The organism is Cryptosporangium sp. NPDC051539 (genome assembly GCF_044454545.1).
GTDB lineage: Bacteria > Actinomycetota > Actinomycetes > Mycobacteriales > Cryptosporangiaceae > Cryptosporangium.
In genome coordinates this window covers 167,937-190,236 of sequence record NZ_JBITDV010000009.1, presented here as the reverse complement: position 1 = coordinate 190,236, position 22,300 = coordinate 167,937, and the positions used below count along the sequence as shown (strand labels likewise).

18 protein-coding genes are annotated in these 22,300 nt (G+C 67.7%); 12 read left to right on the top strand and 6 right to left on the bottom strand.

What is annotated here, in order from left to right:
• Nucleotides 1–4 precede the first annotated feature (4 nt).
• Complete coding sequence (locus ACIBZJ_RS27455) at nt 5–493, bottom strand: Tautomerase enzyme (RefSeq protein ID WP_395934465.1); 489 nt, start codon at nt 491–493, stop codon at nt 5–7.
• A gap of 88 nt (nt 494–581) precedes the next feature.
• Between ACIBZJ_RS27455 and ACIBZJ_RS27450 the strand changes: the two genes are divergently transcribed.
• From ACIBZJ_RS27450 to ACIBZJ_RS27440, 3 genes are all read left to right on the top strand, one after another.
• Complete coding sequence (locus ACIBZJ_RS27450; RefSeq protein ID WP_395934463.1) at nt 582–1,055, top strand: winged helix-turn-helix transcriptional regulator; 474 nt, start codon at nt 582–584, stop codon at nt 1,053–1,055.
• Nucleotides 1,056–1,917: 862 nt separating this feature from the next.
• The gene (locus ACIBZJ_RS27445) at nt 1,918–2,865 is read left to right on the top strand and encodes a hypothetical protein (RefSeq protein WP_395934461.1); all 948 of its coding nucleotides are present in this window, start codon (nt 1,918–1,920) and stop codon (nt 2,863–2,865) included.
• On the top strand, nt 2,862–4,790 hold the full coding sequence (locus ACIBZJ_RS27440) for a TIR domain-containing protein (RefSeq protein WP_395934459.1): 1,929 nt from the start codon (nt 2,862–2,864) through the stop codon (nt 4,788–4,790). Before ACIBZJ_RS27445 ends, ACIBZJ_RS27440 begins: the two co-directional genes overlap by 4 nt.
• Before the next feature lie 81 nt (nt 4,791–4,871).
• Here ACIBZJ_RS27440 and ACIBZJ_RS27435 read toward each other — a convergent pair whose 3' ends face one another.
• On the bottom strand, nt 4,872–5,834 hold the full coding sequence (locus ACIBZJ_RS27435) for a sugar-binding transcriptional regulator (protein WP_395934457.1): 963 nt from the start codon (nt 5,832–5,834) through the stop codon (nt 4,872–4,874).
• Nucleotides 5,835–6,010: 176 nt separating this feature from the next.
• Between ACIBZJ_RS27435 and ACIBZJ_RS27430 the strand changes: the two genes are divergently transcribed.
• From ACIBZJ_RS27430 to ACIBZJ_RS27390, 9 genes are read left to right on the top strand one after another with little or no spacing between them, the layout of a single operon-like run.
• On the top strand, nt 6,011–7,096 hold the full coding sequence (locus ACIBZJ_RS27430; RefSeq protein WP_395934455.1) for an alcohol dehydrogenase catalytic domain-containing protein: 1,086 nt from the start codon (nt 6,011–6,013) through the stop codon (nt 7,094–7,096).
• An 11-nt stretch (nt 7,097–7,107) separates the two neighbouring features.
• Nucleotides 7,108–8,502, top strand: a complete 1,395-nt coding sequence (locus ACIBZJ_RS27425; RefSeq protein WP_395934453.1) for an ABC transporter substrate-binding protein — start codon at nt 7,108–7,110, stop codon at nt 8,500–8,502.
• Nucleotides 8,499–9,434 (top strand): carbohydrate ABC transporter permease, encoded by a 936-nt coding sequence (locus ACIBZJ_RS27420; protein ID WP_395934452.1) that lies wholly within the window; start codon nt 8,499–8,501, stop codon nt 9,432–9,434. The genes ACIBZJ_RS27425 and ACIBZJ_RS27420 overlap by 4 nt, the downstream gene beginning before the upstream one ends.
• 1 nt (nt 9,435) lies before the next feature.
• Nucleotides 9,436–10,284, top strand: a complete 849-nt coding sequence (locus ACIBZJ_RS27415) for a carbohydrate ABC transporter permease (RefSeq protein ID WP_395934451.1) — start codon at nt 9,436–9,438, stop codon at nt 10,282–10,284.
• Complete coding sequence (locus ACIBZJ_RS27410; protein WP_395934450.1) at nt 10,284–11,366, top strand: ABC transporter ATP-binding protein; 1,083 nt, start codon at nt 10,284–10,286, stop codon at nt 11,364–11,366. The genes ACIBZJ_RS27415 and ACIBZJ_RS27410 overlap by 1 nt, the downstream gene beginning before the upstream one ends.
• Complete coding sequence (locus ACIBZJ_RS27405; protein WP_395934449.1) at nt 11,363–12,481, top strand: ABC transporter ATP-binding protein; 1,119 nt, start codon at nt 11,363–11,365, stop codon at nt 12,479–12,481. Before ACIBZJ_RS27410 ends, ACIBZJ_RS27405 begins: the two co-directional genes overlap by 4 nt.
• Nucleotides 12,478–14,172, top strand: coding sequence for a dihydroxyacetone kinase family protein (locus ACIBZJ_RS27400; RefSeq protein WP_395934447.1), 1,695 nt, complete (start codon nt 12,478–12,480; stop codon nt 14,170–14,172). The genes ACIBZJ_RS27405 and ACIBZJ_RS27400 overlap by 4 nt, the downstream gene beginning before the upstream one ends.
• Nucleotides 14,169–14,633, top strand: coding sequence for a ribose-5-phosphate isomerase (locus ACIBZJ_RS27395; RefSeq protein ID WP_395934445.1), 465 nt, complete (start codon nt 14,169–14,171; stop codon nt 14,631–14,633). The genes ACIBZJ_RS27400 and ACIBZJ_RS27395 overlap by 4 nt, the downstream gene beginning before the upstream one ends.
• A 57-nt stretch (nt 14,634–14,690) precedes the next feature.
• The gene (locus tag ACIBZJ_RS27390; RefSeq protein ID WP_395934443.1) at nt 14,691–16,181 is read left to right on the top strand and encodes an FGGY-family carbohydrate kinase; all 1,491 of its coding nucleotides are present in this window, start codon (nt 14,691–14,693) and stop codon (nt 16,179–16,181) included.
• Nucleotides 16,182–16,193: 12 nt separating this feature from the next.
• Here the strand turns inward: ACIBZJ_RS27390 and ACIBZJ_RS27385 are convergent, their stop codons facing one another.
• From ACIBZJ_RS27385 to ACIBZJ_RS27370, 4 genes are all read right to left on the bottom strand, one after another.
• Nucleotides 16,194–17,795, bottom strand: a complete 1,602-nt coding sequence (locus tag ACIBZJ_RS27385) for a methyl-accepting chemotaxis protein (RefSeq protein ID WP_395934441.1) — start codon at nt 17,793–17,795, stop codon at nt 16,194–16,196.
• Nucleotides 17,796–17,966: 171 nt separating this feature from the next.
• Nucleotides 17,967–18,686: a carbonic anhydrase gene (locus tag ACIBZJ_RS27380; protein WP_395934439.1), complete on the bottom strand. Its 720-nt coding sequence runs from the start codon at nt 18,684–18,686 to the stop codon at nt 17,967–17,969.
• Between the two features lie 18 nt (nt 18,687–18,704).
• On the bottom strand, nt 18,705–19,022 hold the full coding sequence (locus tag ACIBZJ_RS27375) for a hypothetical protein (protein WP_395934437.1): 318 nt from the start codon (nt 19,020–19,022) through the stop codon (nt 18,705–18,707).
• A gap of 50 nt (nt 19,023–19,072) precedes the next feature.
• Nucleotides 19,073–22,099: a PAS domain S-box protein gene (locus ACIBZJ_RS27370; RefSeq protein WP_395934435.1), complete on the bottom strand. Its 3,027-nt coding sequence runs from the start codon at nt 22,097–22,099 to the stop codon at nt 19,073–19,075.
• Nucleotides 22,100–22,300 lie beyond the last annotated feature (201 nt).

The following is a 22,300-nucleotide window of genomic DNA, read 5'->3' as shown; positions in this document are numbered from 1 at the left end:
GCGTTCACGTACGGGCGGCCCGGCTGGCGGCGATCCGCGCGGTGGCGAGGGACCGTGCCCGCTCGGTGTCTCCGCCCGTGAGGCGGGCCAGGATCGTGGCGAGCGGCGTGATCCGCCCTCGTCCACCCCAGTGACCTTCGGGGACGTCAGTCGGAAACACCCAGATCCGGCCGGTGTCGCGGGGCCAGGCACCGTTCTCGGCGTCGAGGACGGCTTCGGTGATCTCGGCGACGACACCGGCGCGCCCGGCCGCATCGAGTTGCCCTTCCGGCACGGACGGCACGATCTTGTAGCGGGGTGCTTCCGCGAGCGACCCGCCGACGTAAACGGCGGCGGGCCGGTGCAGGAAGAGCCACGACACGGACCGTGTCGCCGGGTCGCCGGGGTCGAATCCCTCGTAGCGAATCAGGATCTCGGTGATCCGGCCGGCCAGCGATTGTTCCGCTTCCGGGGTCAGCGCCCCCGCCGGCACGTACAGGTCGAGCATCGGCATCGCGGTCTCCTGAGTCTCGTATTTAAACCCAGTCGCGACGGTACGGAGGCTGAGTAGAAAAAGTCAACTCAAGTGGTAGGGTGTGGTGATGGAAGGACGGCGGATCGATCCGGCGAATTGCTCGGTCGCCCGGGCACTGTCCGTGGTCGGCGAGCGTTGGTCTCTGCTCATCGTCCGCGAGGCCTTCGACGGCGCGCGCCGCTTCGCCGAGTTCCAGTCCCGCCTCGGCCTAGCCCGCAACCTGCTCTCCACGCGGCTGGACACGCTGACGGCGGCCGGCGTGCTGCGACGCGTGCCCTACCGGGAGCCGGGCGATCGCCAGCGCCACGAGTACCACCTCACCGAGCAGGGCCAGGCGTTGCGGCCCACGCTGATCGCGCTGCTGCAGTGGGCCGACGACTATCTTCCGGCCCCCGAGGGCCCGTCCGTCGTCGTCCGGCACCACCCGGGCTGCGACGAGCCGGTCACCGTGGTCCTCGAGTGCGCCGGCGGGCACACCCACGTCGATCCCCAGGACGTCTACCGGGCACCCGGGCCGGGCGCCCGGCTCCTGCCCGCCTGAGAGGGTCGGGCGCGGAGACTTTTCGGTGTACTGAGGATTGGCGTCCAGGCCGAGGGCGAGGTTCTGCTGGTAGGGCTCGCTGCGATCGTCGAGCGCCGGCCGCGGGTTTGCTCTGCTCGGCGTCAGTGGCCGTGGCGGTCTGCCGGGCGGTGATCAGGTCCGGTGTTCACACGGTCAGGCGCCGCTCCAGGGTCGGGGCGCCGGTGCCGGTGCCGGTCAGTCGGGGGCGGCGCGGGATCGCCGCAGTGCGGCGATCCATCCGTCCACCACGGCGAACGTGAGCGTACGGTCCGTCGCGATCAACCCGGCCCTCCCGCCGAACGACGCTGCCGCATCTCACGCTTCGGCCGGAAAATCTCGAACCACCAATCGGCCGATTCTCGATGCGGACAGTTGAGCTATTCCGGATACCGAGACATGTCCACTATCGGAGCCTGAAACGCGGGAAAGACGCCTTCGATTGCGTCAATACCCGGAGCCGGACGTAAAGGCAGCATTCATCCGCCGGACCGGAGTAGGGCCTGGTTCGCGTGTCTGACGCTCGCGGACTCGGTGTACCCTCGCATTTAGATGCTCCACATTGCCCTGACCGGGAGCTACCACTTCATCGACGAGGCCATCGATCATGTTTCGGCGCTCGACTGACGCTGTACCCATCGGCGAGGCACGCCATGCAACACATCGCCCGATCGGGATAGTCACCGCATTCATTCGATGGCGATTAGGTGTCGCGGCAGCGGTAGCCCTGGCCGTTCTGGTATCCGGCTGTAGTGCGTCTAGCAACGGTTCCGCTCCGGAACCGGGCGATCGCCCGTTCACAGAAGCGACGACGTCCACACCTACAACGCCGGCCACCTATACGGTGAAAGACAGCGACGTACCCGACGGACTCGTCGGGATCGCCGAGCGTGAATGCCAGAATCGGGACGCGGCGAATTCGCTCTTTCAAGCGAATCACGATCGGCCACAAAAGGGTGGCGGAAGCATTCGGAGCCTCGGCGGCCCGGTGAAAACCGGATGGATGCTGATCCTGGACTGTTCAGGTGTTGTCACCGACCCTGCTCCCACGGTAGCCACGGCGGAATACGGCCGGAGGATCCTTCCGGCATTCGATTCGCCCGCAGGGCAGCGGAATTCCGACCATCTCATCACGCTGAAGCAGCCGACGCGTGCGGCGGTGGCGAAAGCGGAAGAGTGCGGGAACCTGCAGTCAACCATGACCCCGAAGGTCTATCTCCCGACAGTGGCGCCCGGAAGCAAGGCAGCCTCGGAGGTCGTGGTCTTCCAAGGGTCGATTCAGCACTTCAGGGCACAGGGGTTCGCGTCCGCTCCGACGGCGGAACTGGTCAGCGCATCCCGTCCAGGGCGCCGGGTGGCGTTGAGTAACATCGATGCACTCTCCGAGTTGGAACTCTATGCCGACCCGCGTCTACCAGCCGGTCACTACCAGCTCACGGCGTCCGACGGAGAGCACGTCGGCTACCGGAACGTCGAGATCCGTCCGGCCGAACATTTGGACCTCGTGCGACCCCCGACGGGCGCTGCCAACCGCTATGACATCGTCGGTGGCGCCGATTCGGTCGACGTGGCGATCTACTGGCGGACGTCGGATGCCTGTGAATTCCAGTTCCTTCAGCGCTCTGACGGGCTGGGTCTCACCAACGGCGTCGGCAGCCTCACGATCAACCGGGGACGAGCGACTCCGGGGGGTTACTGCATCAGATTCCGGAACAGGGAGGGCTCCGCGCCGCGAGGGTGGTTGGCCGCTGACACCGATTGTGAAGCGACTGATCAGTTTCTTCTCCTGTGATCCGGCGGTACCGACGGCGCTCCCAACCACCATCACTTTTCATCTGCTACCGACACGAAGAGGCTGGTCATGCGTCGGCGTTCGCTGACGCGGCCGTGCGTCGCTACGGACAGCGCCGGGTGTTTCGAGACCGCGACGCTCTCGAGGTCGGAGAAAATTGGCCCGCGCGCTTGGACGAAGAACTGGAGCGGGCCGCCGTCGTCGTCGCAATCATCGGACCGGACTGGACACGCGGTTCGGGCTCCGGCTCCCACATCCGCGATGACAACGACATCGTGCGCTACGAGCTGCGCACCGTAGAAGCCAGAAAGAACCCGGAAGTTCGCATCCTTCCACTCACCGTGAGACGAGCGACGCTCCCGACGGTTGACGACCTGCCACCCGACCTCCACTGGCTGCCGGACCGTCAGGCGACCGAGGTGCAGGAGGGCAACGAGCGCCGAAGCTACTCCGATGCGCTGAAATCAGCGGACCGGGACCTCGGGCGGTGGGCACGGCAGTCTTACCGGCTCGGAGCGCTTCTGGTGGTGCTGCTGCTCCTGATCTGTGCCGTCCTCACGGTCGTGCGCTGGCCGAGTCCGCAACCGCCGAAGCTCGTGGCGTTCGCCGACTCCGAGGCCTCGATACTGATAGTGCCTCCGATGGTGAGATCGCCGGACCTCCGGTCTGCCGGCGACATCGCCAGGACCTTCGCTGACAACCTCACGTCGGCGCTCGGTAAGAGCGTCACCCGCTCCCTGAGCGAGATCCCGAAGTCCAAGGTCTCGATCGGCAAACTCGCCATCGAGGTCGCTGACGAGTACTACGCGATCCGGCAGTCCGGGTCCAGCCGCGACGACGCGATCCGCTACCTGCTCAACCGATCCCATGCCCAAATCATGATCACGGGCACGCTCGATGTGTCGCGCAACAATGCCGCCTTCGCGCCCGAGGCATTCTTCGGGAGCTATGTGAGGGATGCCGAGGAGCTGGCCGCTGAGCGGATAGATGCCGCCGCTGAACCGATCAGCGTCAGCTACGACATTCATGGAACCGCCGATGGGTCAGGTCCACTCGCCGAGCAAGCGGGTAGCGCTCTGTCCTGGACGGGAATTCTCCTGAGCGCGCTCACCGCGTACCAGAGGCGGCAGTTGGAGGATGCCGCCGGGCTACTAGGCACTCTGCTCGACGCGAAGGCTCTTGCCGGAGGCAGCCTGCCCGTGCTGCACCACCTGCGCGGCAACGCATGGGCCGGCATCGACCGGTTCGACAATGCCGAGAAGGAGTACAGGGCCGCGTTGGAAGCAGACCCCGGCTACGAGCGAAGTACCCTGGGGCTCGCCGATCTTGACCTGCTACGCAATGGCGACAGATGCGGGCCGACGAGCGCCGACCTCGGACTGCTCGATAAGGCGCAACAACTCGACGACCTCGTCCGTCGCGAGACGATGAATCCCCGAATTCGTCTCATGGCCGCGATCGGATCGGCCCGCGTGGATCTCTGCCGGGTCAGGGCCCTCTCAGGTCCCGCCGCTGACCACATCGCCTATCGCGCGCAGCGGGCTCTCGACGACGTCCTGTCCGGTAAACCCCTGGATACGGTGCGAGAACCACTGGCTACCGCTCGGCTGACCCGCGCTCGGCTCGCCATGACCCGGCTGAGCTTGGGTGCACCGGAGACACCCGGCGGCGCGGAATCCGACGACAAGACCGCCAGGACCGCGGCCGAGGACCTCAACTCGGTGCCTGAACTAACCAACCGGCCCTGGCTCAAGGCCGACGCCCAGCACTATCTGGCCCTGTTACGGGAAAGATATCCCGCCTTGGGCTCCGCTCTCGACGCCCGGCATCAGGAGTGCGCTGACTTGGCCGAAACACTCAGGTTGCATCCCGGAACCTACATCACGACACTGACCACGAACCGCATGAATCGCGCCGGTTGCTGAACCGCGTGGGAAACCCCCTCTTCGGCAGGGACCAGATCGGGCTTCGTTCTCAAATCCGACCGCGTCCCTCCGGCGTCGTGGCTAGGTGCGGGCCGCGGCCAGGGCGGCGAGGGCGGTCGGCGGGTCGGTGGCCAGGTGGTTGAAGTAGCCGGCGCGAGCACCCGCGATGATGCCGGGCACCTTCTCTCCCCCCACCGCCACGGCCATCGCCACCGGAATCGCCTTCAGCACGTCCAGCGGCGTCGCGACCAGCCGGTCGGCGCCGGGGAAGTCCACGCTCGCGCCGTCCCGGTCGTAGAAGCGCGTGGCCACGTCACCGGCCGCGTCGCCCACCGCGCCGGCGTCGACGAAAGACGGCAGCGAGCCGCGTAGCGGCGGCGGAGCACCGACGCCCAACAGGGCGCACTTCGCCCGGGTCCACAACTCGGTGACCCGCCGGATCGACGGATCGTCCAGCAGCCGCTCGTGCAGTTCGGGGCCGGGCAGCGCGGGCGCGTACAGGAACACCGGAGAGCCGCCGATCCCGGCCGCGACCAGCCGGGTGAGCTCGTTGGTCTGGTACCAGGGCTCCGGCTCGTCCTGCCCGCCGACGGTCGGCGCCACCAGCACCCCCGGCAGTTCCGGCAACCCCCCGGCCACCTGCGCGACTTCGTAGATCGTGCGCCCGGACGACACCAGCAGCACGTCTCCCGGCACCAGTCCGACCTGCTGCAGTGCGCGGCTGACCGCCGGCGCCAGCGCGGTACCCAGGGCCCCACCGGCGGGGAACGCCGACAGGTGGACCGCGTCCAGGCCCAGCGCGGCGGCGGTGCGCTCGGCGAGCCCGGTCACGTCGGCCACGCCGGGCTCGACCACCTCGATCCGGACGATACCCAGGCGGCGGGCCTCCGACAGCAGGCGGCTGACCGTCGCCCGGCTGGTTCCGAGCTGGTCGGCGATCTCGGCCTGGGTCGAATCCTGCAGGTAGTAGAGCTTGGCCGCCGCGTACATCAGTTGCAGGGAGAAACGGGCGCCCTCGGCCGGCGCAACCGGGCGGTCGCTCATAGGACCAGGTTAACCATCGACCGGCCTCCTCCCACGACGCAGGGACCTGCAGCTTAAGGCCCGGAACATCCGTTCAGCACATCTTCTCGATTTTTGCACGCATGTTCTGGACAGGTGATCAGGCCCCTGCCACAGTGAGCTGCGTTACACCCATTCACCGCAGTGGGAGGGCATCGATGACCGATCTACCCGACACCATGCAGGCGGTTGTTTGCCACGGGCCGGAGGACTATCGGCTGGCGGAACTGCCCGTTCCGCGTCCTGGCCCGGGTGAGGCTCTCGTCCGCGTGGAGGCCGTGGGCATCTGTGCGAGCGACCTGAAGTGCTACCACGGCGCGGCGAAATTCTGGGGCGACGCGAACCGGCCGGCCTGGGCCGAAACCCAGGTGATCCCCGGGCACGAGTTCGTCGGCGAGGTCGTCGAACTCGACGAGGCCGCGGCGCAACGCTGGGGCATCGAAGCCGGCGACCGCGTCGTGGCCGAGCAGATCGTGCCCTGCGGGGAGTGCCGCTACTGCCGGCGCGGCCAGTACTGGATGTGCGCGCCGCACGGCATGTTCGGATTCAAGCGACGCACGCCCGGTGCGATGGCGTCCTACATGGTGTATCCGGTCGAAGCCCTCGTGCACCGCATCTCGAAGGATCTCCCGGCGCACCACGCGGCCTTCGCCGAGCCGCTGTCCTGCGCGTTGCACGCCGTCGAGCGGGCCACGATCAGTTTCGACGACGTCGTGGTGGTCGCCGGCTGCGGGCCGATCGGGCTGGGCATGATCGCCGGCGCGGTCGCCAAGTCACCGGCCCGGGTCATCGCGCTCGACGTCGCCGAGTCCAAGCTGGAACTCGCGAAAGCGTGCGGCGCGCACGACGTCGTCAACATCTCCGAGCAGGATCCGGTGGCGTTCGTGAAGGGCCTCACCGAGGGCTACGGGGCCGACGTCTACCTCGAAGGCACCGGCCACCCGTCGGCGGTCCCCCAGGGTCTGAACTTGCTCCGCAAGCTCGGCACCTACGTCGAGTACAGCGTCTTCGGCTCGGACGTCACCGTCGACTGGAGCATCATCAGCGACGACAAGGAGCTCGACGTCCGCGGCGCCCACCTCGGGCCGCACTGCTGGCCGGCCGCCATCCGGATGCTCGAGCGCGGCACGTTGCCGATGGATCGCATCTGCTCGCACCAGCTGCCGCTGTCCCGATTCCAGGACGGCCTCGACCTGGTCGCGGCCGGTACCGAGTCGGTCAAAGTCTCGCTCATTCCCGCTTAGAAGGAGTCCCCATGTCCGGATTAAGCAGGCGCTCGCTCCTCAGAGGCGCGGCGGCACTGGGCGTCGCCACACCGTTGCTCGCGGCCTGCGGCGTGGGCGGAGGGTCCTCCGCCGAGACCGCGAACGGCGCCAACGACGTCAGCGGCGGGTTCAGCTGGACCAAGGCCAAGGGCGAAAGCATCAAGATCCTGCAGACGCCGCACCCCTACCAGCAGAGCTTCCAGCCGCTGCTCAAAGAGTTCACCGCGCTGACCGGCATCGACGTGCACGTCGACCTGGTCGCGGAGGCCGACTACTTCACCAAGCTCAACACCGAACTGGCCGGCAAGTCCGGTGCTCACGACGTCTTCATGACCGGCGCCTACTTCATCTGGCAGTACGGACCGCCCGGATGGATGGAGAACCTCACGCCCTGGATCGAAAACGACGCGGCGACGAGCGGCGAGTACGACTTCGAAGACATCTACGAGGGCCTGCGCACCTCGACGCGTTGGGACTTCAAGACCGGCAGCGCGCTGGGCACCGGTGGTCAGTGGGCCATCCCGTGGGGTTTCGAGACGAACGTCATCTGTTACAACAAGGCGGCGTTCGACCAGAAGGGCATCAAGCCCGCGGAGACGCTGGACGACCTGATCCAGCTGGCCGTCGACCTCACCGACCGGAAGAAGAACCAGTACGGCATCGCGTTCCGCGGATCGAAGTCGTGGGCGACCGTCCACCCCGGATTCATGACGCAGTTCAGCCGGCAGGGTGGCAAGGACTATTCGTCGGCCGACGGCAAGTACAAGGCCGAGATGAACTCGTCGACGGCCGTCGACTTCACCAAGAAGTGGATCCAGCTGGCCAAACAGGCCGGTCCGACGTCGTGGACGACCTACGAGTACCCCGACTGCACCCGTGACCTGGGCAACGGCAACGCGCTGATGGTGTACGACGCCGACAGCGCCACGTACCCGAAGAACAAGCCCGGCTCGAGCAAGGAAGCCGGCCACCTCGCCTGGCACCCGGGCCCGGCCGGCCCGGGCGGGAACTACGCGACGAACCTGTGGACCTGGTCGCTGGCGATGAACTCCGCCTCGAAGAAGAAACTGGCCGCCTGGCTGTTCATCCAGTGGGCGACCGGTAAGGAGGCGATGAGCAGCGCCACGAAGGCCGCCTTCGCCGACCCCACGCGCAAGTCGGTGTTCGACGGCGCGTTCAAGCAGACCCTCGGCGCGTTCCCCGGCTACCTGGAGACGTTCGAGAAGGTCATCGACCAGACGAAGATCCAGTTCACACCGCAGACCCACTTCTTCGAGACCACCGAGGACTGGGCCGTCGCGCTGCAAGACATCTACTCGGGCCAGGACGCCCAGAAGCGGCTCGATGCCCTCGCGAAGGACGCCGAGGACAAGGTCAACGGATGACGTCGACCCTCCAACGGCCGGCCGATCAGAAAGCGGGTGCACCGCCGCCGACGATTCCCCGCTGGCGTCGGCGGCTCCGGCCGTATCTGCTCTCGGTTCCGGCGGTGCTGATCGTCGTCGGAATCCTGTATCCGTTCTTCATCGGCGTCTATTACACGATCCTCAATTACGCGGCCGTCAATCCGAACCCGTCGCTGGTGGGGTTCGACAACTTCACCAGCGTCCTCGGCAGCAGCGACTTCTGGCACAGCGTGCGGGTGACGCTCACGTACGCGGTCGTCGCCACCGGGGCGGAAACGGTGCTGGGCATCGGCATCGCGCTGCTGCTCAACCGCTCGAGTTTCGTCGGCCGGATCTTCGAAAAGGTGTTGATCCTGCCGCTGATGATCGCGCCGGTCATCGCCGCGGTGATCTGGAAACTGATGTTCAACCCGCAGTTCGGCGTGCTCAACCACGTGCTCGGGCTGGGGTCGACGTTCGACTGGCTGAGCCGCGGGCGGGCGCTCTGGTCGTCGATTCTCGTCGACGTGTGGATCTACACGCCGTTCGTCGCGATCCTGGTGCTGGCCGGGATCCGGTCACTGCCGCGGGAGCCGTTCGAAGCCTCCGAGGTCGACGGCGCGAGCTGGCTCTACATGTTCCGCCGGCTGATGCTGCCGATGATGTGGCCGTACATCCTGGTCGCGGTCATCTTCCGCCTGATGGACTGCCTCAAGATTTTCGACGTCATCTACGTGCTCACCGCGGGCGGACCCGGCAACACGACCACGACGCTGCAGGTCGGCGCCTACGAAGACTCGATCATCAACCTCAACTATTCGCGCGGCAGCACGTACATGTTCCTGCTCTGGATCATCGTGTTCGCGGTCGCGCGCTACCTGGTCAGCGTGTTGGGCAAGGCCCAGCGGCGGGCGGCCGGGGCGGGAGTCTGAGATGCGTCGTCAACGGTTCACCCCGGCGTCGGTCGGCGCCGACCTGCTCCTGCTCGTCTGGTTCGTGTTCTCGCTGTTCCCGATCCTGTGGATGGTGCTGCTCGCGTTGAAGTCCGACGCGGATCAGACCACGACGTACTTCGACTTCAGTCCGACGCTGTCCAACTTCAGCACCGTGATGAGCTCGCGCGGCACCGAGCTGACGTCGGTCGACTTCAAGAGCGCGATGTTCTCGAGCATCGTGAATTGCGGTGGAGCGGTGCTCGTCTCGCTGGTGATCGGCATTCCGGCCGCCTACGCCGCCGGGCGCTGGAAGTACCGCGGATCCGAGGACCTGATGTTCCAGATGCTCTCGTTCCGCTTCGCGCCGGAGCTGATGGTCGTCGTGCCGCTGTTCGTGATCTACAACCAGGTCGGGCTGTTCGACACGACGGTCGGCATGATCTGGGTGCTGCAACTGGTCACGATGCCGCTGGTGGTCTGGATCCTGCGCTCGTACTTCCAGGACCTGGCTCCGGAACTCGAGCAGGCGGCGCTGCTCGACGGCTACACCCGCCGGCGGGCGTTCCTCATGGTGGCGTTACCGCTGGTAAGGCCCGGGATCGCGGCCTCCGCACTGCTGGCGTTCATTTTCGCCTGGAACAGCTACGTGTTCCCGTTGATCCTCACCGACTCGCAGGCGACGACCGCCACGGTGGCCGTCACGAAGTTCCTCGGCGGTGGCGGGCAGGCGTACTACAACCTCACCGCGGCCGCCGCACTGATCGGCGCGCTGCCACCGCTGATCCTGGCGCTGACGATCCAGCGCTACCTCGTCCGCGGCCTGTCGTTCGGGGCGGTGAAAGCCTGATGGCGACGCTGGCTCTCTCCGGGCTGACGGCCAGGTACGGCAAGGTCACCGCGATCGATTCGCTGGATCTGACCGTCGGCGACGGCGAGTTCTTCGTGATCCTCGGGCCGTCGGGCGCGGGCAAGACGACCACGTTGAAGAGCGTGGCCGGGCTGGTCGAGCTCGACGCGGGTTCCGTGAGCATCGGCGGCCGGTCGATGGACGGCGTCGAGCCGTACCACCGCAACGTCGCGATGGCGTTCGAGTCGTACGCGCTGTACCCGCAGAAGACGGTGTTCGCCAATCTGGCGTCGCCGTTGAAGTCGGGGCGGACCGGTCGCTACTCCCCGGCCGACATCGCGCAGCGCATCGAGCTGGTGACCACGACGCTCGGCATCGCGCCGCTGCGGGATCGGTTCCCGCGCGAGCTGTCCAACGGACAGCGGCAGCGCGTTGCGCTGGGGCGGGTGCTGGTACGGCCGGCGGACGTCTACCTGCTCGACGAACCACTGTCCCATCTGGATGCCAAACTGCGCGCCGCCATGCGCGCGGAGCTGAAGAACCTCGGCGCGATGTCCCACACGACCACGCTCTACGTCACCCACGACTACCAGGAAGCGCTGGCGCTCGGCGATCGGCTGGCGGTGCTGCGCGAGGGCATGCTGGTGCAGGTCGGGACCCCGGAACAGCTCTGGCGGGCGCCCGCCGACACGTTCGTGGCGAAGGCCCTCGGGCAGCCCGAGATCAATCTGGTCGAGGGCACGGTGTCGGACGGGGAGCTGCGTGTTCTGGGGGTTTCCGTGGAGTGCCCCGAGGTGGCCCCCGGTCCGGTACGGGTCGGGATCCGGCCCCGCGATCTGGCGGTCGGCGCCGGGGCGCTGGAGTTCACCGGCCGCGTCGGGCTCGCGGAGCGGCTGGGCCGACTCGTGGAACTCACCGTCGACGTGGCCGGCACGCCGCTGATCGTCGTCACCGATCGTGCGGTGTCCGAGGGCTCGTCGATCACGCTGCACGTCGCACCCGCGGACGTGCACATTTTCGCCGCCGGATCGGCCGACACCGCGAGGCTGGGCGGCCTCGCCGTCCGCGAGGGGGTCTCATGACCGCGCAACCGCTGGAGCTCACCGGGCTGCGCAAGACCTACACCGCCCGCGGCCGTGAGCCGTTCGAAGCGGTGAAGGGCCTGGACCTGCACGTCGCGCCGGGTGAGCTGATCGCGCTGCTCGGGCCGTCGGGCTGCGGCAAGACCACCACGCTGCGGATGATCGCCGGGCTGGAGACGACGACGGCGGGCACGATCCGGATCGGCGATCGCGACGTGCAGGACCTGCCGCCCGGCAAGCGCAACGTGGGCGTCGGATTCGAGAGCTACGCGCTCTACCCGCCGCTCAGCGTGGAGGAGAACCTCGGCTACGGGCTGCGGGCCCGCCGGGCCAAGGACGTGCGTGACCGGGTACGCACGCTGGCCGAACGACTGGAGATGACCGACCTGCTGCCGTTACGGCCCGCCGGGCTGTCCAGCGGACAGAAACAGCGCGTCGCGCTGGCCCGCGCGCTGATCCGCAACCCTCCGGTGCTGCTGCTCGACGAACCGCTGTCGCACTTGGACGCCGCGCAGCGCCAGCGCGTCCGGCGCGAGCTGAAGGTGCTGCAGCGCGAGTTCGGCTACACGACGATCGTCGTCACCCACGACCAGCTCGAGGCGCTCAGCCTGGCCGACCGGATGGCCGTGATGGACGGCGGGACGATCCGCCAGTTCGGGACGCCCGACGAGGTGTTCGACGACCCGGCGAACGTGTTCACCGCGGACTTCGTCGGCGAGCCGAAGATCAACCTGGTCGAAGGGGTGCTGGCGCGGCGCCCCTCCGCATCCGGCGACGGCGTGACCGGTGTCTCGATCGGTCGGGACGGCTGGTTGCCCCTCGCCGCGGACGGCGGATTCGTCGACGGCCGCTCGGTCACGGTCGGGCTGCGTCCCCAGGATTGCGTGCTCGCCGGCGAGGGCGGCGTCCCGGCGCGCGTGGTCGTGTTCGAGAACCTGCTGGAGTCAGGTGTGGCCACGCTCGAGATCGAGGGCCTGGACGGCACGGTCGTGGCCCAGACCCCTGCGGACGCCGCCCTGCGCCGCGACGACATCGTCCGGATCACCACCCAGCCCGAGCGCGTCTACCTCTTCGACCCGGCCTCCGGCGACCGCATTCGTGGGGAGTCCCGATGACCTACGTCTTCAACCGCGAGCGCACGTTCAAGGACGAGATGATCGACGGTCTCGTCACCGCCTACAGCCGCTACCAGCGGCGGATCCCCGCCACGTCGGGCGTGGTCTCGGTTTCCGCGCCGGTGCCCGGCCGGGTGTCGACGATCGTCGGCGGCGGTTCCGGGCACTACCCGTCGTTCGCCGGGCTGGTCGGGCCCGGGTTCGCCGACGCCGCGGTGTGCGGCGACATCTTCACCAGCCCGTCGGCCGAGCAGGTGTACCGCACGATTCGGGCCGTCGACGGCGGCGCCGGGGTGCTGATGCTGTTCGGCAACTACGCCGGAGACGTGATGCACTTCGGGCTCGCGGCCGATCAAGCCCGCGCGTCGGATCGGATCGACGCCCGAATCGTGCTGGTCACCGACGACATCGCGTCGGCACCCCCGGAGCGCGAGCACGCCCGGCGCGGCATCGCCGGCGACTTCTTCGTGTTCCGGGTGGCCGCGGCGGCGGCCCACCGCGGCGACGATCTGGACGGGGTCGAGCTGCTGGCTCGCCGGGCCAACACCGTGACGCGGACTCTCGGCGTCGCGTTCGACGGGTGCACGGTGCCGGGGCGGACCGATCCGCTGTTCACCGTGCCGGACGGCACGATGTCGATCGGGCTGGGCATCCACGGCGAGCCGGGGATCCTGTCGGTGCCGCGAACCGATGCCGATTCGCTGGCCCGGACGCTGGTCGAGAGGTTGCTGGCGGAGCGCCCGGCGGGCGCCGATCGGGCGCGGATCCTGCTCAACGGGCTCGGCCGCGTGAAGTACGAGGAACTCTTCGTGCTCTACCGGTCTCTGGCGCGGCTGCTGCACGAGGCCGGCGTCGGGCTGACCGAGCCCGAAGTGGGGGAATTCGTCACGTCGCTGGACATGGCGGGGTGCTCGGTGACGCTGGTGTGGACCGACGACGAGCTCGAGGAGCTGCTGTCGGCGCCGTGCGCGTCTCCGGGCTACTCACGGCCCGGGGTGGTGCCGGGGCTGGATTCGCCGGTGCGACCGCTGGGGTTCGACGCCACCGTCCTGCTGGCAACTCCCCCGACCGTCGCGGAGGTCACCGCGGGTGGCGCACTGGCCCGGTCGGCGTTGGCCGCCGTCGCCGATCGGCTGCACGAGCTCGAATCGCGGCTGGGTGACCTCGACGCGGTGGCGGCCGACGGTGACCACGGGACGACGATGACCCGGGGAATCGACGCGGCGGTGCACGCCGCCGACCGCGCGGGCCCCTCGGCGTCGGCGGTACTCAGCGCGGCCGGAATGGCATTCGCCGACGCGGCCGGCGGAGCGTCCGGAGCGCTCTGGGGCAGCGGGCTGACCACGCTGGCCGGTTTCCTCGACGGGGAGGTCAGCACGGCGCGCCTCGCCGAGGCGTGGGCCGCCGTGGAGGCGGCGGTGACCCGCCTGGGCGGAGCGTCCCCGGGGGAGAAGACTCTGGTCGACGCGTTGCACCCGTTCGTGGCGGCGCTTCGGGAGTCGGACCTCTCCCCCGCCGCGGCCTGGGCGTCCGCCGCCGCCGTGGCCCAGGAAGCCGCGGCCGGTACCGCGTCGCTGACCGCGCGGCGCGGGCGGGCCTCCTGGCTGGCCGATCGCAGCGTCGGCACCGAGGACCCGGGGGCGGTCTCGCTCGCCGAATCGCTCGCGGCGGTGGCCGGGGTGCTCCCGTGACGGGCTGGCGGATCGTGGTCGGCGCCGACGAAGCCGGCGTCGCCCTGAAGGATCTCCTCGCCGAGCAACTCCGCGGGGACCCCCGGGTGTCCGGAGTGGTGGACCTGGGCGTCCACGACACCGCGGACCACACCCCCTACCCCGACGTCGGTCTCGCCGGCGCCCAGGCGGTCGCCGCCGGAACCGCCGACCGGGCGTTGCTGGTCTGCGGAACCGGCATCGGAATGGCGATCGCCGCGAACAAAGTTCCCGGCGTGCGGGCCACCGTCGCCCACGACTCGTACTCCGTCCAACGCTCGGTTCTCTCCAACAACTGCCAGGTGCTGACGCTGGGCGCGCGCGTCGTCGGGCCGGAACTGGCGCGGGTGCTCGTGACCGAGTGGCTCGGTCTGCGCTTCGACGCGTCGTCCCCGTCGGCGGACAAGGTCGCAGTAATCACCCGTTACGAAACGGACCGCTGAGCCTGATCCGGTCCATAGACTCGCCGCAGGAGTGTTGTCTCACCAACGGCGGTCACCGTGGACGGCTACCTGCTGGGCATCGACATCGGTACGGCGAGCACCAAGGCCGTTCTGGCCACTCCGGACGGACGAATCGTCGCGCAAGCGCACCGCGCCCACGGGATGGACCTCCCGCGTCCGGGCTGGGTCGAGGTCGACGCCGAGCAGGTGTGGTGGGGCGACGTCGTGTCGCTGGCACGCGAGCTGACGGGGCGGGCGCCGGGACCGATCGCCGGGGTGTGCGTGAGCGGCGTCGGGCCGTGTCTGCTGCTCTGCGACGAGAAGCTGCAGCCGGTGCGTCCGGCGATCTTGTACGGCATCGACAGCCGGGCGTCGGCGGAGATCGCCGAGCTGAACGCTCGCCACGGCCCCGAACGACTGCTCGAACACTGCGGGAAAGCACTGTCGTCGCAGGCCGTGGGACCCAAGCTGCTGTGGGCGCGGCGGCACGAGCCCGTGGCCTGGGAACGCGCCGCCGGTTGGTACAGCTCGCACTCGTTCGCGGTGGCGCGGCTGACCGGCGAGTACGTGCTCGACCACCACACCGCCAGCCAGTGCGACCCGCTGTACGACCTGCGCGCGAACGACTGGTCGGCTGATTTTCTGGCCGAGTTGACCCCGGACCTGCCCGCCCCGCGGCTGGCCTGGCCGGGCGAGGTCGTCGGGCAGGTGCACGCCGCCGCCGCCGAGGAGACCGGGTTGCCGGTGGGCACACCGGTCTGCGCCGGGACGATCGACGCCTGGGCCGAAGCGTTCAGCGCGGGTGTCCGTCGTCCCGGCGACCTGATGCTGATGTACGGCTCGACGATGTTCTTCGTCCAGGTGCTGGAGTCGTACCGGGCCCACCCGACGCTCTGGACGACGGCGGGTACCGAGGCCGGCCGATACACGCTGGCCGCCGGCATGGCGACGTCCGGGAGCCTGACCGCGTGGGTGCGGGACCTGACCGGCGGAGCGCCGTTCGAGACACTCGTGGCGGAAGCGGCCGAGGTGCCGCCGGGGTCGGACGGGCTGCTGGTGCTGCCGTACTTCGCCGGGGAACGGTCGCCGTTGCTGGACCCGCAGGCTCGGGGTCTCATCGCCGGACTCACGCTCCGGCACGGACGGGGTCACCTGTACCGGGCCGTCTACGAGGGAATCGCGTACGGCATCCGGCAGATCCTCGAATTGCTCGACGCCGGCGGCGGCCCGGCCAGCCGGATCGTCGCGGTAGGCGGCGGAACCCGGGGTGGGTTGTGGCCGCAGATCGTCAGCGACGTGACCGGCCGGACCCAGCTGCTGCCCGCCGAGACGATCGGCGCCTCGTACGGAGGTGCGCTGCTGGCCGCCGTGGGTACCGGGCTCGTGCCGCCGGACACCGACTGGGCGACGGGCCACGTCGAGCTGACCCCCCGGCCGGCGAACGGGCCCCGGTACGAGCCGCTCTACCGCACCTATACCGAGCTGTATCCGGCCGTCAAGCGACAGATGCACACGCTCGCCCACTACCAGGAGACCTACGCGCGGTAGTGCGGCGCCGGGCTAGAAGGTGAAACGCGCCACGAGCCCCTGCAGCTCGCCGGACATCGTGGCGAGCTCGTCAGCGGCCCGGCGCGTGTCGCTGACCGTGTCGGTCGTCCGTCTCGCGGCATCGGAAACCCCGGCAATGGTGGTCGCGATGTTGCTCGCCCCGTCCGCGGCGTCGGTCAACGTGCGGTTCATCTCCTGAGTGGTCGCGGTCTGTTCCTCCACCGCGGAGGAGATGGTGAGCTGGATGTCGTTGATCCGCTCGATGATCGAGCTGATTTGGTCGATGGCTTCGACCGCCCCGGTCGTATCCGCCTGGATCGCCTGGACGCGTTGCGCGATGTCCTCGGTCGCCTTCGCGGTCTCCTGCGCCAAGTCCTTGACCTCGTTGGCCACCACCGCGAAGCCCTTGCCGGCTTCGCCCGCCCGGGCTGCCTCGATGGTTGCGTTGAGTGCGAGCAGGTTGGTCTGCTCGGCGATCGAGGTGATGACCTTGACGACGGTCGCGATCTCGGTCGACGAGTCACCCAGGCGAGCCACCGTCGCGTTGGTCGCCGCTGCCACCTGTACCGCCTGCGCAGCAACCTCAGTCGCTTCCGCTGTCGACGAACTGATCCCGCGGATCGCCGCCCCCATTTCCTGCGATCCGGCCGAAACCATCTGCAGGTTGTTGGAGACCACATCCGCCGCGGACGCCACGGTGTCGGCCTGTACGGACGCGTCTCCCGCCGCCGACCCGACCGCGCCGGACACCGACGTGAGTCGTTGGGCTGCGTCCTGCAGCGTCGTCGCGTTGCTGGCCAGCGAGACGATGTCCTCGCGCAACCGGGCAATTCCCCGATCAAGTGAGGAGGCCATCTGACCGACCTCGTCCTGAACGGTCACGCCCGACGTTCTCGTCAGATCACCCTCTGCCAGGCCCTGTGCGACGTCAGCGACGCCGGCCACGGCTTTGCGTACCCGGCTGGCGACTCTCATGCCCAAGTACAGGCTGACGACGATGCCGGCTACCAGCAGGATGAGGATCGCTCGGGTCGCTTGCGACGCGTTGTGCTCGGCTTCACTGACCGCGGTCTTCGCCTGAGAAGTCGCTTCTTTCTGAACCAATGCCTGGTCGGCGATCAGAGCACCATAGAGCTCGTTGTATTTGGCCGCTCCGGCCGCCACCTCCGCCGGCGTCGGCGTACCCCCGGAAAGCACGGTTGTCATGAACCCGGTGAACGCCGTCCAATCCGTCCGCGCCTTCTCGACGAGCTTCGCGCCCGCAGAGTCGGTCAGGTTCGCCTTCAGCGTCGCCAGGGCCGTGGTGACCGCCTCCTCGTTGGCCGTCATGCCCGCTTTGATCTGCGACGCCAGCGTGGGATAGAGCTTCAGGGCCGACACGTTCCCACCGAAGGACTCGACGTTCTTCGCGAACTGGCCCGACGCCGTGAGTACGGCGATACTGCGATTCTGCGCTGCGGAAGCGTCAGTATTGAGGGTATTGACCGTGTTGATGGCCAGTCCACCGACCACCGCGCCGATCACTGTCGCGACCAGGACCGCCGCGGCGATCTTGGTCCGCAACGAGCGGTTGTCGAAAAACGCGAACAGACCGCTTCGACCGGTCACATCCATCCCCCTACGGTTCGCCCGCGGACTACTTCGGCCCCCGAAGAGCGCACGTGAGGGTTTCCGTACCGGCCCGTCACGCGATCTCGACCACGACGCTCGTCGAGGCTCTGGACCGGGGTGCCCGGATCCGGGCACCGGTCGCGGTGGCGTGCCGGGAGGCTCCGTGGATCCGGATCACGAGGCCGGCCAGTGCCGACGGCCTCCTCGTAGGCCGTGTTCAACGACACGTTCGAAACCCGCCAAGGCCTGATGATAATGCAGGTCGCCGGGCGTCTTGTCGCGTTCGATCAACGGGTGGGCCTCGGACACCTTCCCGCTGGACAGCGAGTACAGCGCGGCGACGACACTGCCTCCGCGCCGGACCATCGCATTGACCACGGGAGATCGTGCGGCCAACAGCTCAGCCGTGTAGTGGGAATGCTGGCTGCAGACGTCGGCATTGGTCGATGCGCCCGCGACCCGCGCTCGCACTATGTGGGGCGCGATCCATTCCGCGACATCGCGGATATGACCAGGAGGGATATGGCCCCCGTCGAGGAAGTCGGTTGCCGTTGCGACGGCCCCGCATTCATCGTGGCCCAGTACCACGATCAGCTCAGTTCCCAAGAACTCCACAGCATATTCGATCGACCCGAGTGCGGCGGCGTCCACGACATGACCCGCCGTTCGTATGACGAACAGGTCGCCGAGACCCTGATCAAACAGAATCTCGGCCGGAACACGCGAGTCGGAGCATCCCAGTACCACTGCGAACGGAGCCTGCGCCGCTCTGGTCTCACTGCGCCGTGCCGCGCCACGGTGACTGTCGGCCGTGCTGCGCCCTTCCGTCCAACGGACGTTGCCGTCCCTCAGCATCGCCCAGAGCAACCCCGCACGGGATATCTCGCTACGCATAGAACATCTCCGCGTTTCTCAGTCGGCCAGCTCCGGCGGTCGGCTAAATGAAACGGCCACTGGCGAGTCTTCCTCTACGAGGAGGCTCTTGGCGGCGAGGTGGCAGGCGTCCATGTCGTTTGCGTTGTCGGTCGCATTCCGATGACCGCTGAACCTCGACCGAGTCGATTCGGTTATCGATGTCACCGGCCCTACCCTGTGAGATATGCGGTCCATTTCGGATGCGGAGGTCGAAAGTCTGGCGCGGCCCGGGAGCCGGAGCGCCACGTAGCTGTCGTTGTTCCCTCGCCAGCGATCGGCAGACTCGTGTGGAGCGTCGCCGATCGGCTGCTTCATCGGAGCCACCTCCGTCTGGTATGTGGCGGCGAGGCCCACGAATGTGCAGGTCAGTCGCTGGACGCGTCGGCTGCCGACACCTGCGCGATGAGTGCGCTGACCTTTTGCGACATGTCCAACTGATCTTTGGTGAAGGCCATGATCTTGTCGATGGCCTCCCTGCTTTCCTGAACACTTTCACGAATCTGTTGAAACGCCATTTCGACCTCCCGCGACACCGAGCCGCCTTTCCCGATGCGTTCGGCGGACTCTTCGACGAGCGTCATGATTTCGTTGGCCGCGGCCGACGAGCGCTCGGCGAGCTTGCGCACCTCCTCGGCGACGACGGAGAACCCGACTCCGTACTCGCCGGCACGGGCTGCCTCGATGGACGCGTTGAACGCCAGTAGATTGGTCTGGCTGGCGATCTCACCCAGTATCGCGGCGGTCTTCGCGATCGCCTCGGAGGACTTCTGCACCAAATCGATGGCCTCGGTGGACTGCTGCGCGTTGTGGGTCCCGGACGCCGCCGCCTTCTGGTTGCGCTCGGCGAGCATGCTGGCCGACTCGACGGTCGTGGTCACGTTACCCAGGGAATTGGTGAGGGCGCCGACGATGTCGGCCATTTCGACGATCTTGGTCGCCAGCAGGGCCTGCAACTGCACTCGATCAGTGATGTCGTACGCGTATTTGACGATCTTCGTCGGTTTACCGTGCACGTCGAGCACCGGGTTGTAGGCGGCCTCGATCCACACGTCCCGGTTGAACTTCCCGATCCGGTGAAAGGTGCCGGAGATCTTCTCTCCTCGCCGGAGCCGCAGCCAGAAGTCGCGGTACTCGTCCGAGGTGAGATATTCCGGCGGACAGAGGATGCTGTGGTGTTGACCGACGATGTCCCGAGCGGAGTAGCCCAGCACCCGGAGGAAGTTGTCATTGGCGCGCAGGACGGTTCCGTCGAGATCGAATTCCACGACGGCCTGCGATCTTTCGATCGCGTCGACCTTCCCCTGGTATTCGGTGTGGCGGAGCTTCTCGGCGGTGACGTCCACGGCGAACTTGACGACCTTGAAAGGCCGGCCGTCCGCGTCGAGAACCGGATTGTAGGTAGCGTGGAGCCAGACTTCTTTCCCGTTCTTTCCGAGCCGCTGATATTCCCCGGCCTGGTACTCGCCACGGGCGAGGGATTCCCAGAACGCAGCGTACTCGACGGAGCCTGCTTCCTCGGCGGGCACGAACATCCGGTGGTGCTGTCCGACGACCTCCGACAGGGAGTACCCGGTGAGACCGAGAAAATTGTCATTGGCGGCAATAACAGTGCCGGTGAGGTCGAACTCGATGACGGCTTCGGACCGTTCGATCGCGGCGACCTTACCTTCGAAGTCGGCAGCCCTGGTCCGGTCCGCGGTGATGTCGGTGGCGTACTTCACGATTTTCACGGGCCGACCGTCATGGTCGAGGATCGGGTTGTAGGTCGCACGCAGCCACAGAGGGCGCGCGCCCTTGCCGAACCTCTTGTAGACGCCGCCCTCGAACTCGCCCTGGCGCAGCCGCTTCCAGAATGCCCGATAAGCGTCAGTGGTGGCGTAGGCCGGGTCGACGAACACCTGGTGGTGCTGGCCCACGATCTCGCCGAGCTCGTACCCGGTGGCCTCGAGAAAGAGCTTGTTGGCCGCGAGTACTCGCCCTTCCAAATCGAATTCGATCACCGCCTGAGACCGCTCGATTGCGTGCACTTTGCCTTCGTACTCCGCGTCGCGAAGCTTGTCGGCTGTGATGTCGGTGGCGAATTTGATTACCTTTGTCGGGTGACCGTGCAGGTCGAGGATCGGATTATAGGTGGCGCGCAGCCAAACCTCTTTGCCGTCCTTGCCGTAGCGCTTGTACACACCCGCGTCGAACTCTCCGCGACCCAGCTTCTGCCAGAAGGTGCGATAGGCATTACTCCGGGCGTATTCGTCATCGACGAACATCCGGTGGTGGCCACCGATCACCTCCCCGGACTTGTAGCCCATCGCGTCCAAGAAATTCTGATTCGCGGCAAGCACGGTTCCTTCGAGAGAGAATTCGATAACCGCCTGCGCCCGGCTGATTGCAGCCAGCTTGCTTTCGAATTCGGCGTTGACCAGCCGAGTGTCAGTGACGTCCACCGCGTGAAGGACTATCTTGTAGATAGTGCCCTGCTCGTCCACCAGCGGGTCGTAACGGCCACGCAGCCAGACCTCGGCGGCATCTCTGGTCAACAGTTTGTATTGGCCGGACTGGTTGTGACCGGCCCGGAGCTGCTCCCAGAACTTCTTGTACTCCTCGCTCTGGGCATAGGTCGGATCCGTCAGCATTTGATGGGTCTGGTTGACGACTTCCTCGGGCGAATACCTGAGTTGCTCCAGCGCGACACGGTTCGCCGCGAGCACGATGCCCTGCGGGTCGAACTCGATGACCGCCAATGATTCGTCGATAGCCGCGTACCGGTGGCGCAGCTCGCTGTGTTGCACCCGGTCTTCAGTGATGTCGTACGCGGTGACCAATACGGTATCGGCGTCCTGGGGCCGCGTCCGGTCGGCCGAGGCGAGCTGCCCGGTACCGGCCGACGACCGTCTTGCGCCGGCGCCGGCTTTCCCCCGGGCAGGCGTGGCCTCCCCTTTCGGAGGTGCCTGCTCTGATGCTGGTGTCCGCGGGCCGGGGTCCCCTGACGTCGGCGGGCCGCCGGCGCCAGGTGCCGTACTCCCGGGCTCCGGAGCCAGTTCGTCGCCGGCCTCGGGTTCCGGAGGAATCGGCGCGCAGTTCAGCCGCAGCCATCGCTGCGAACCGCCGCCGTCGACGACCGCGATGACTTCCTCGACGAAATGACCGCGCCGACCGCCGCTCAGGATCTTTTCGACCTGAACCGAGGTGATCGACCACACCGCATCCAGACGCTGACCGATGAGCGCTTCCACCGGCCGGTCGGCCATCGTCACCACCCGGTCATTGACCGTCAGCACGACGCCCGTCTTCGCCGCGACCGTCAATACCAGCCGCTCCTGCACCAACAACGCCAGCGCCGCCGCCTGGACCGCCCGGTCGGAGAGCGCGTCGAGCACACCACTGTCCTGGGTCACTACAAGCTCCTAGCCACTGCGACTGGCGCGCCGTCAGGTCAGAGGGGAACGGCCAGCATTCCGATCGGCAGCCCCCATGCCGACCTGAGCGAACGCGCCGATCCGAGCGAACGCGCCGGACCAGCCGGCCCTGGCCGCCAGGTCGTCGGTCGCCCTGCGGGGCCCTTGGCGAGGTGGCGTGACGCATCTCCGCGGCGGTCC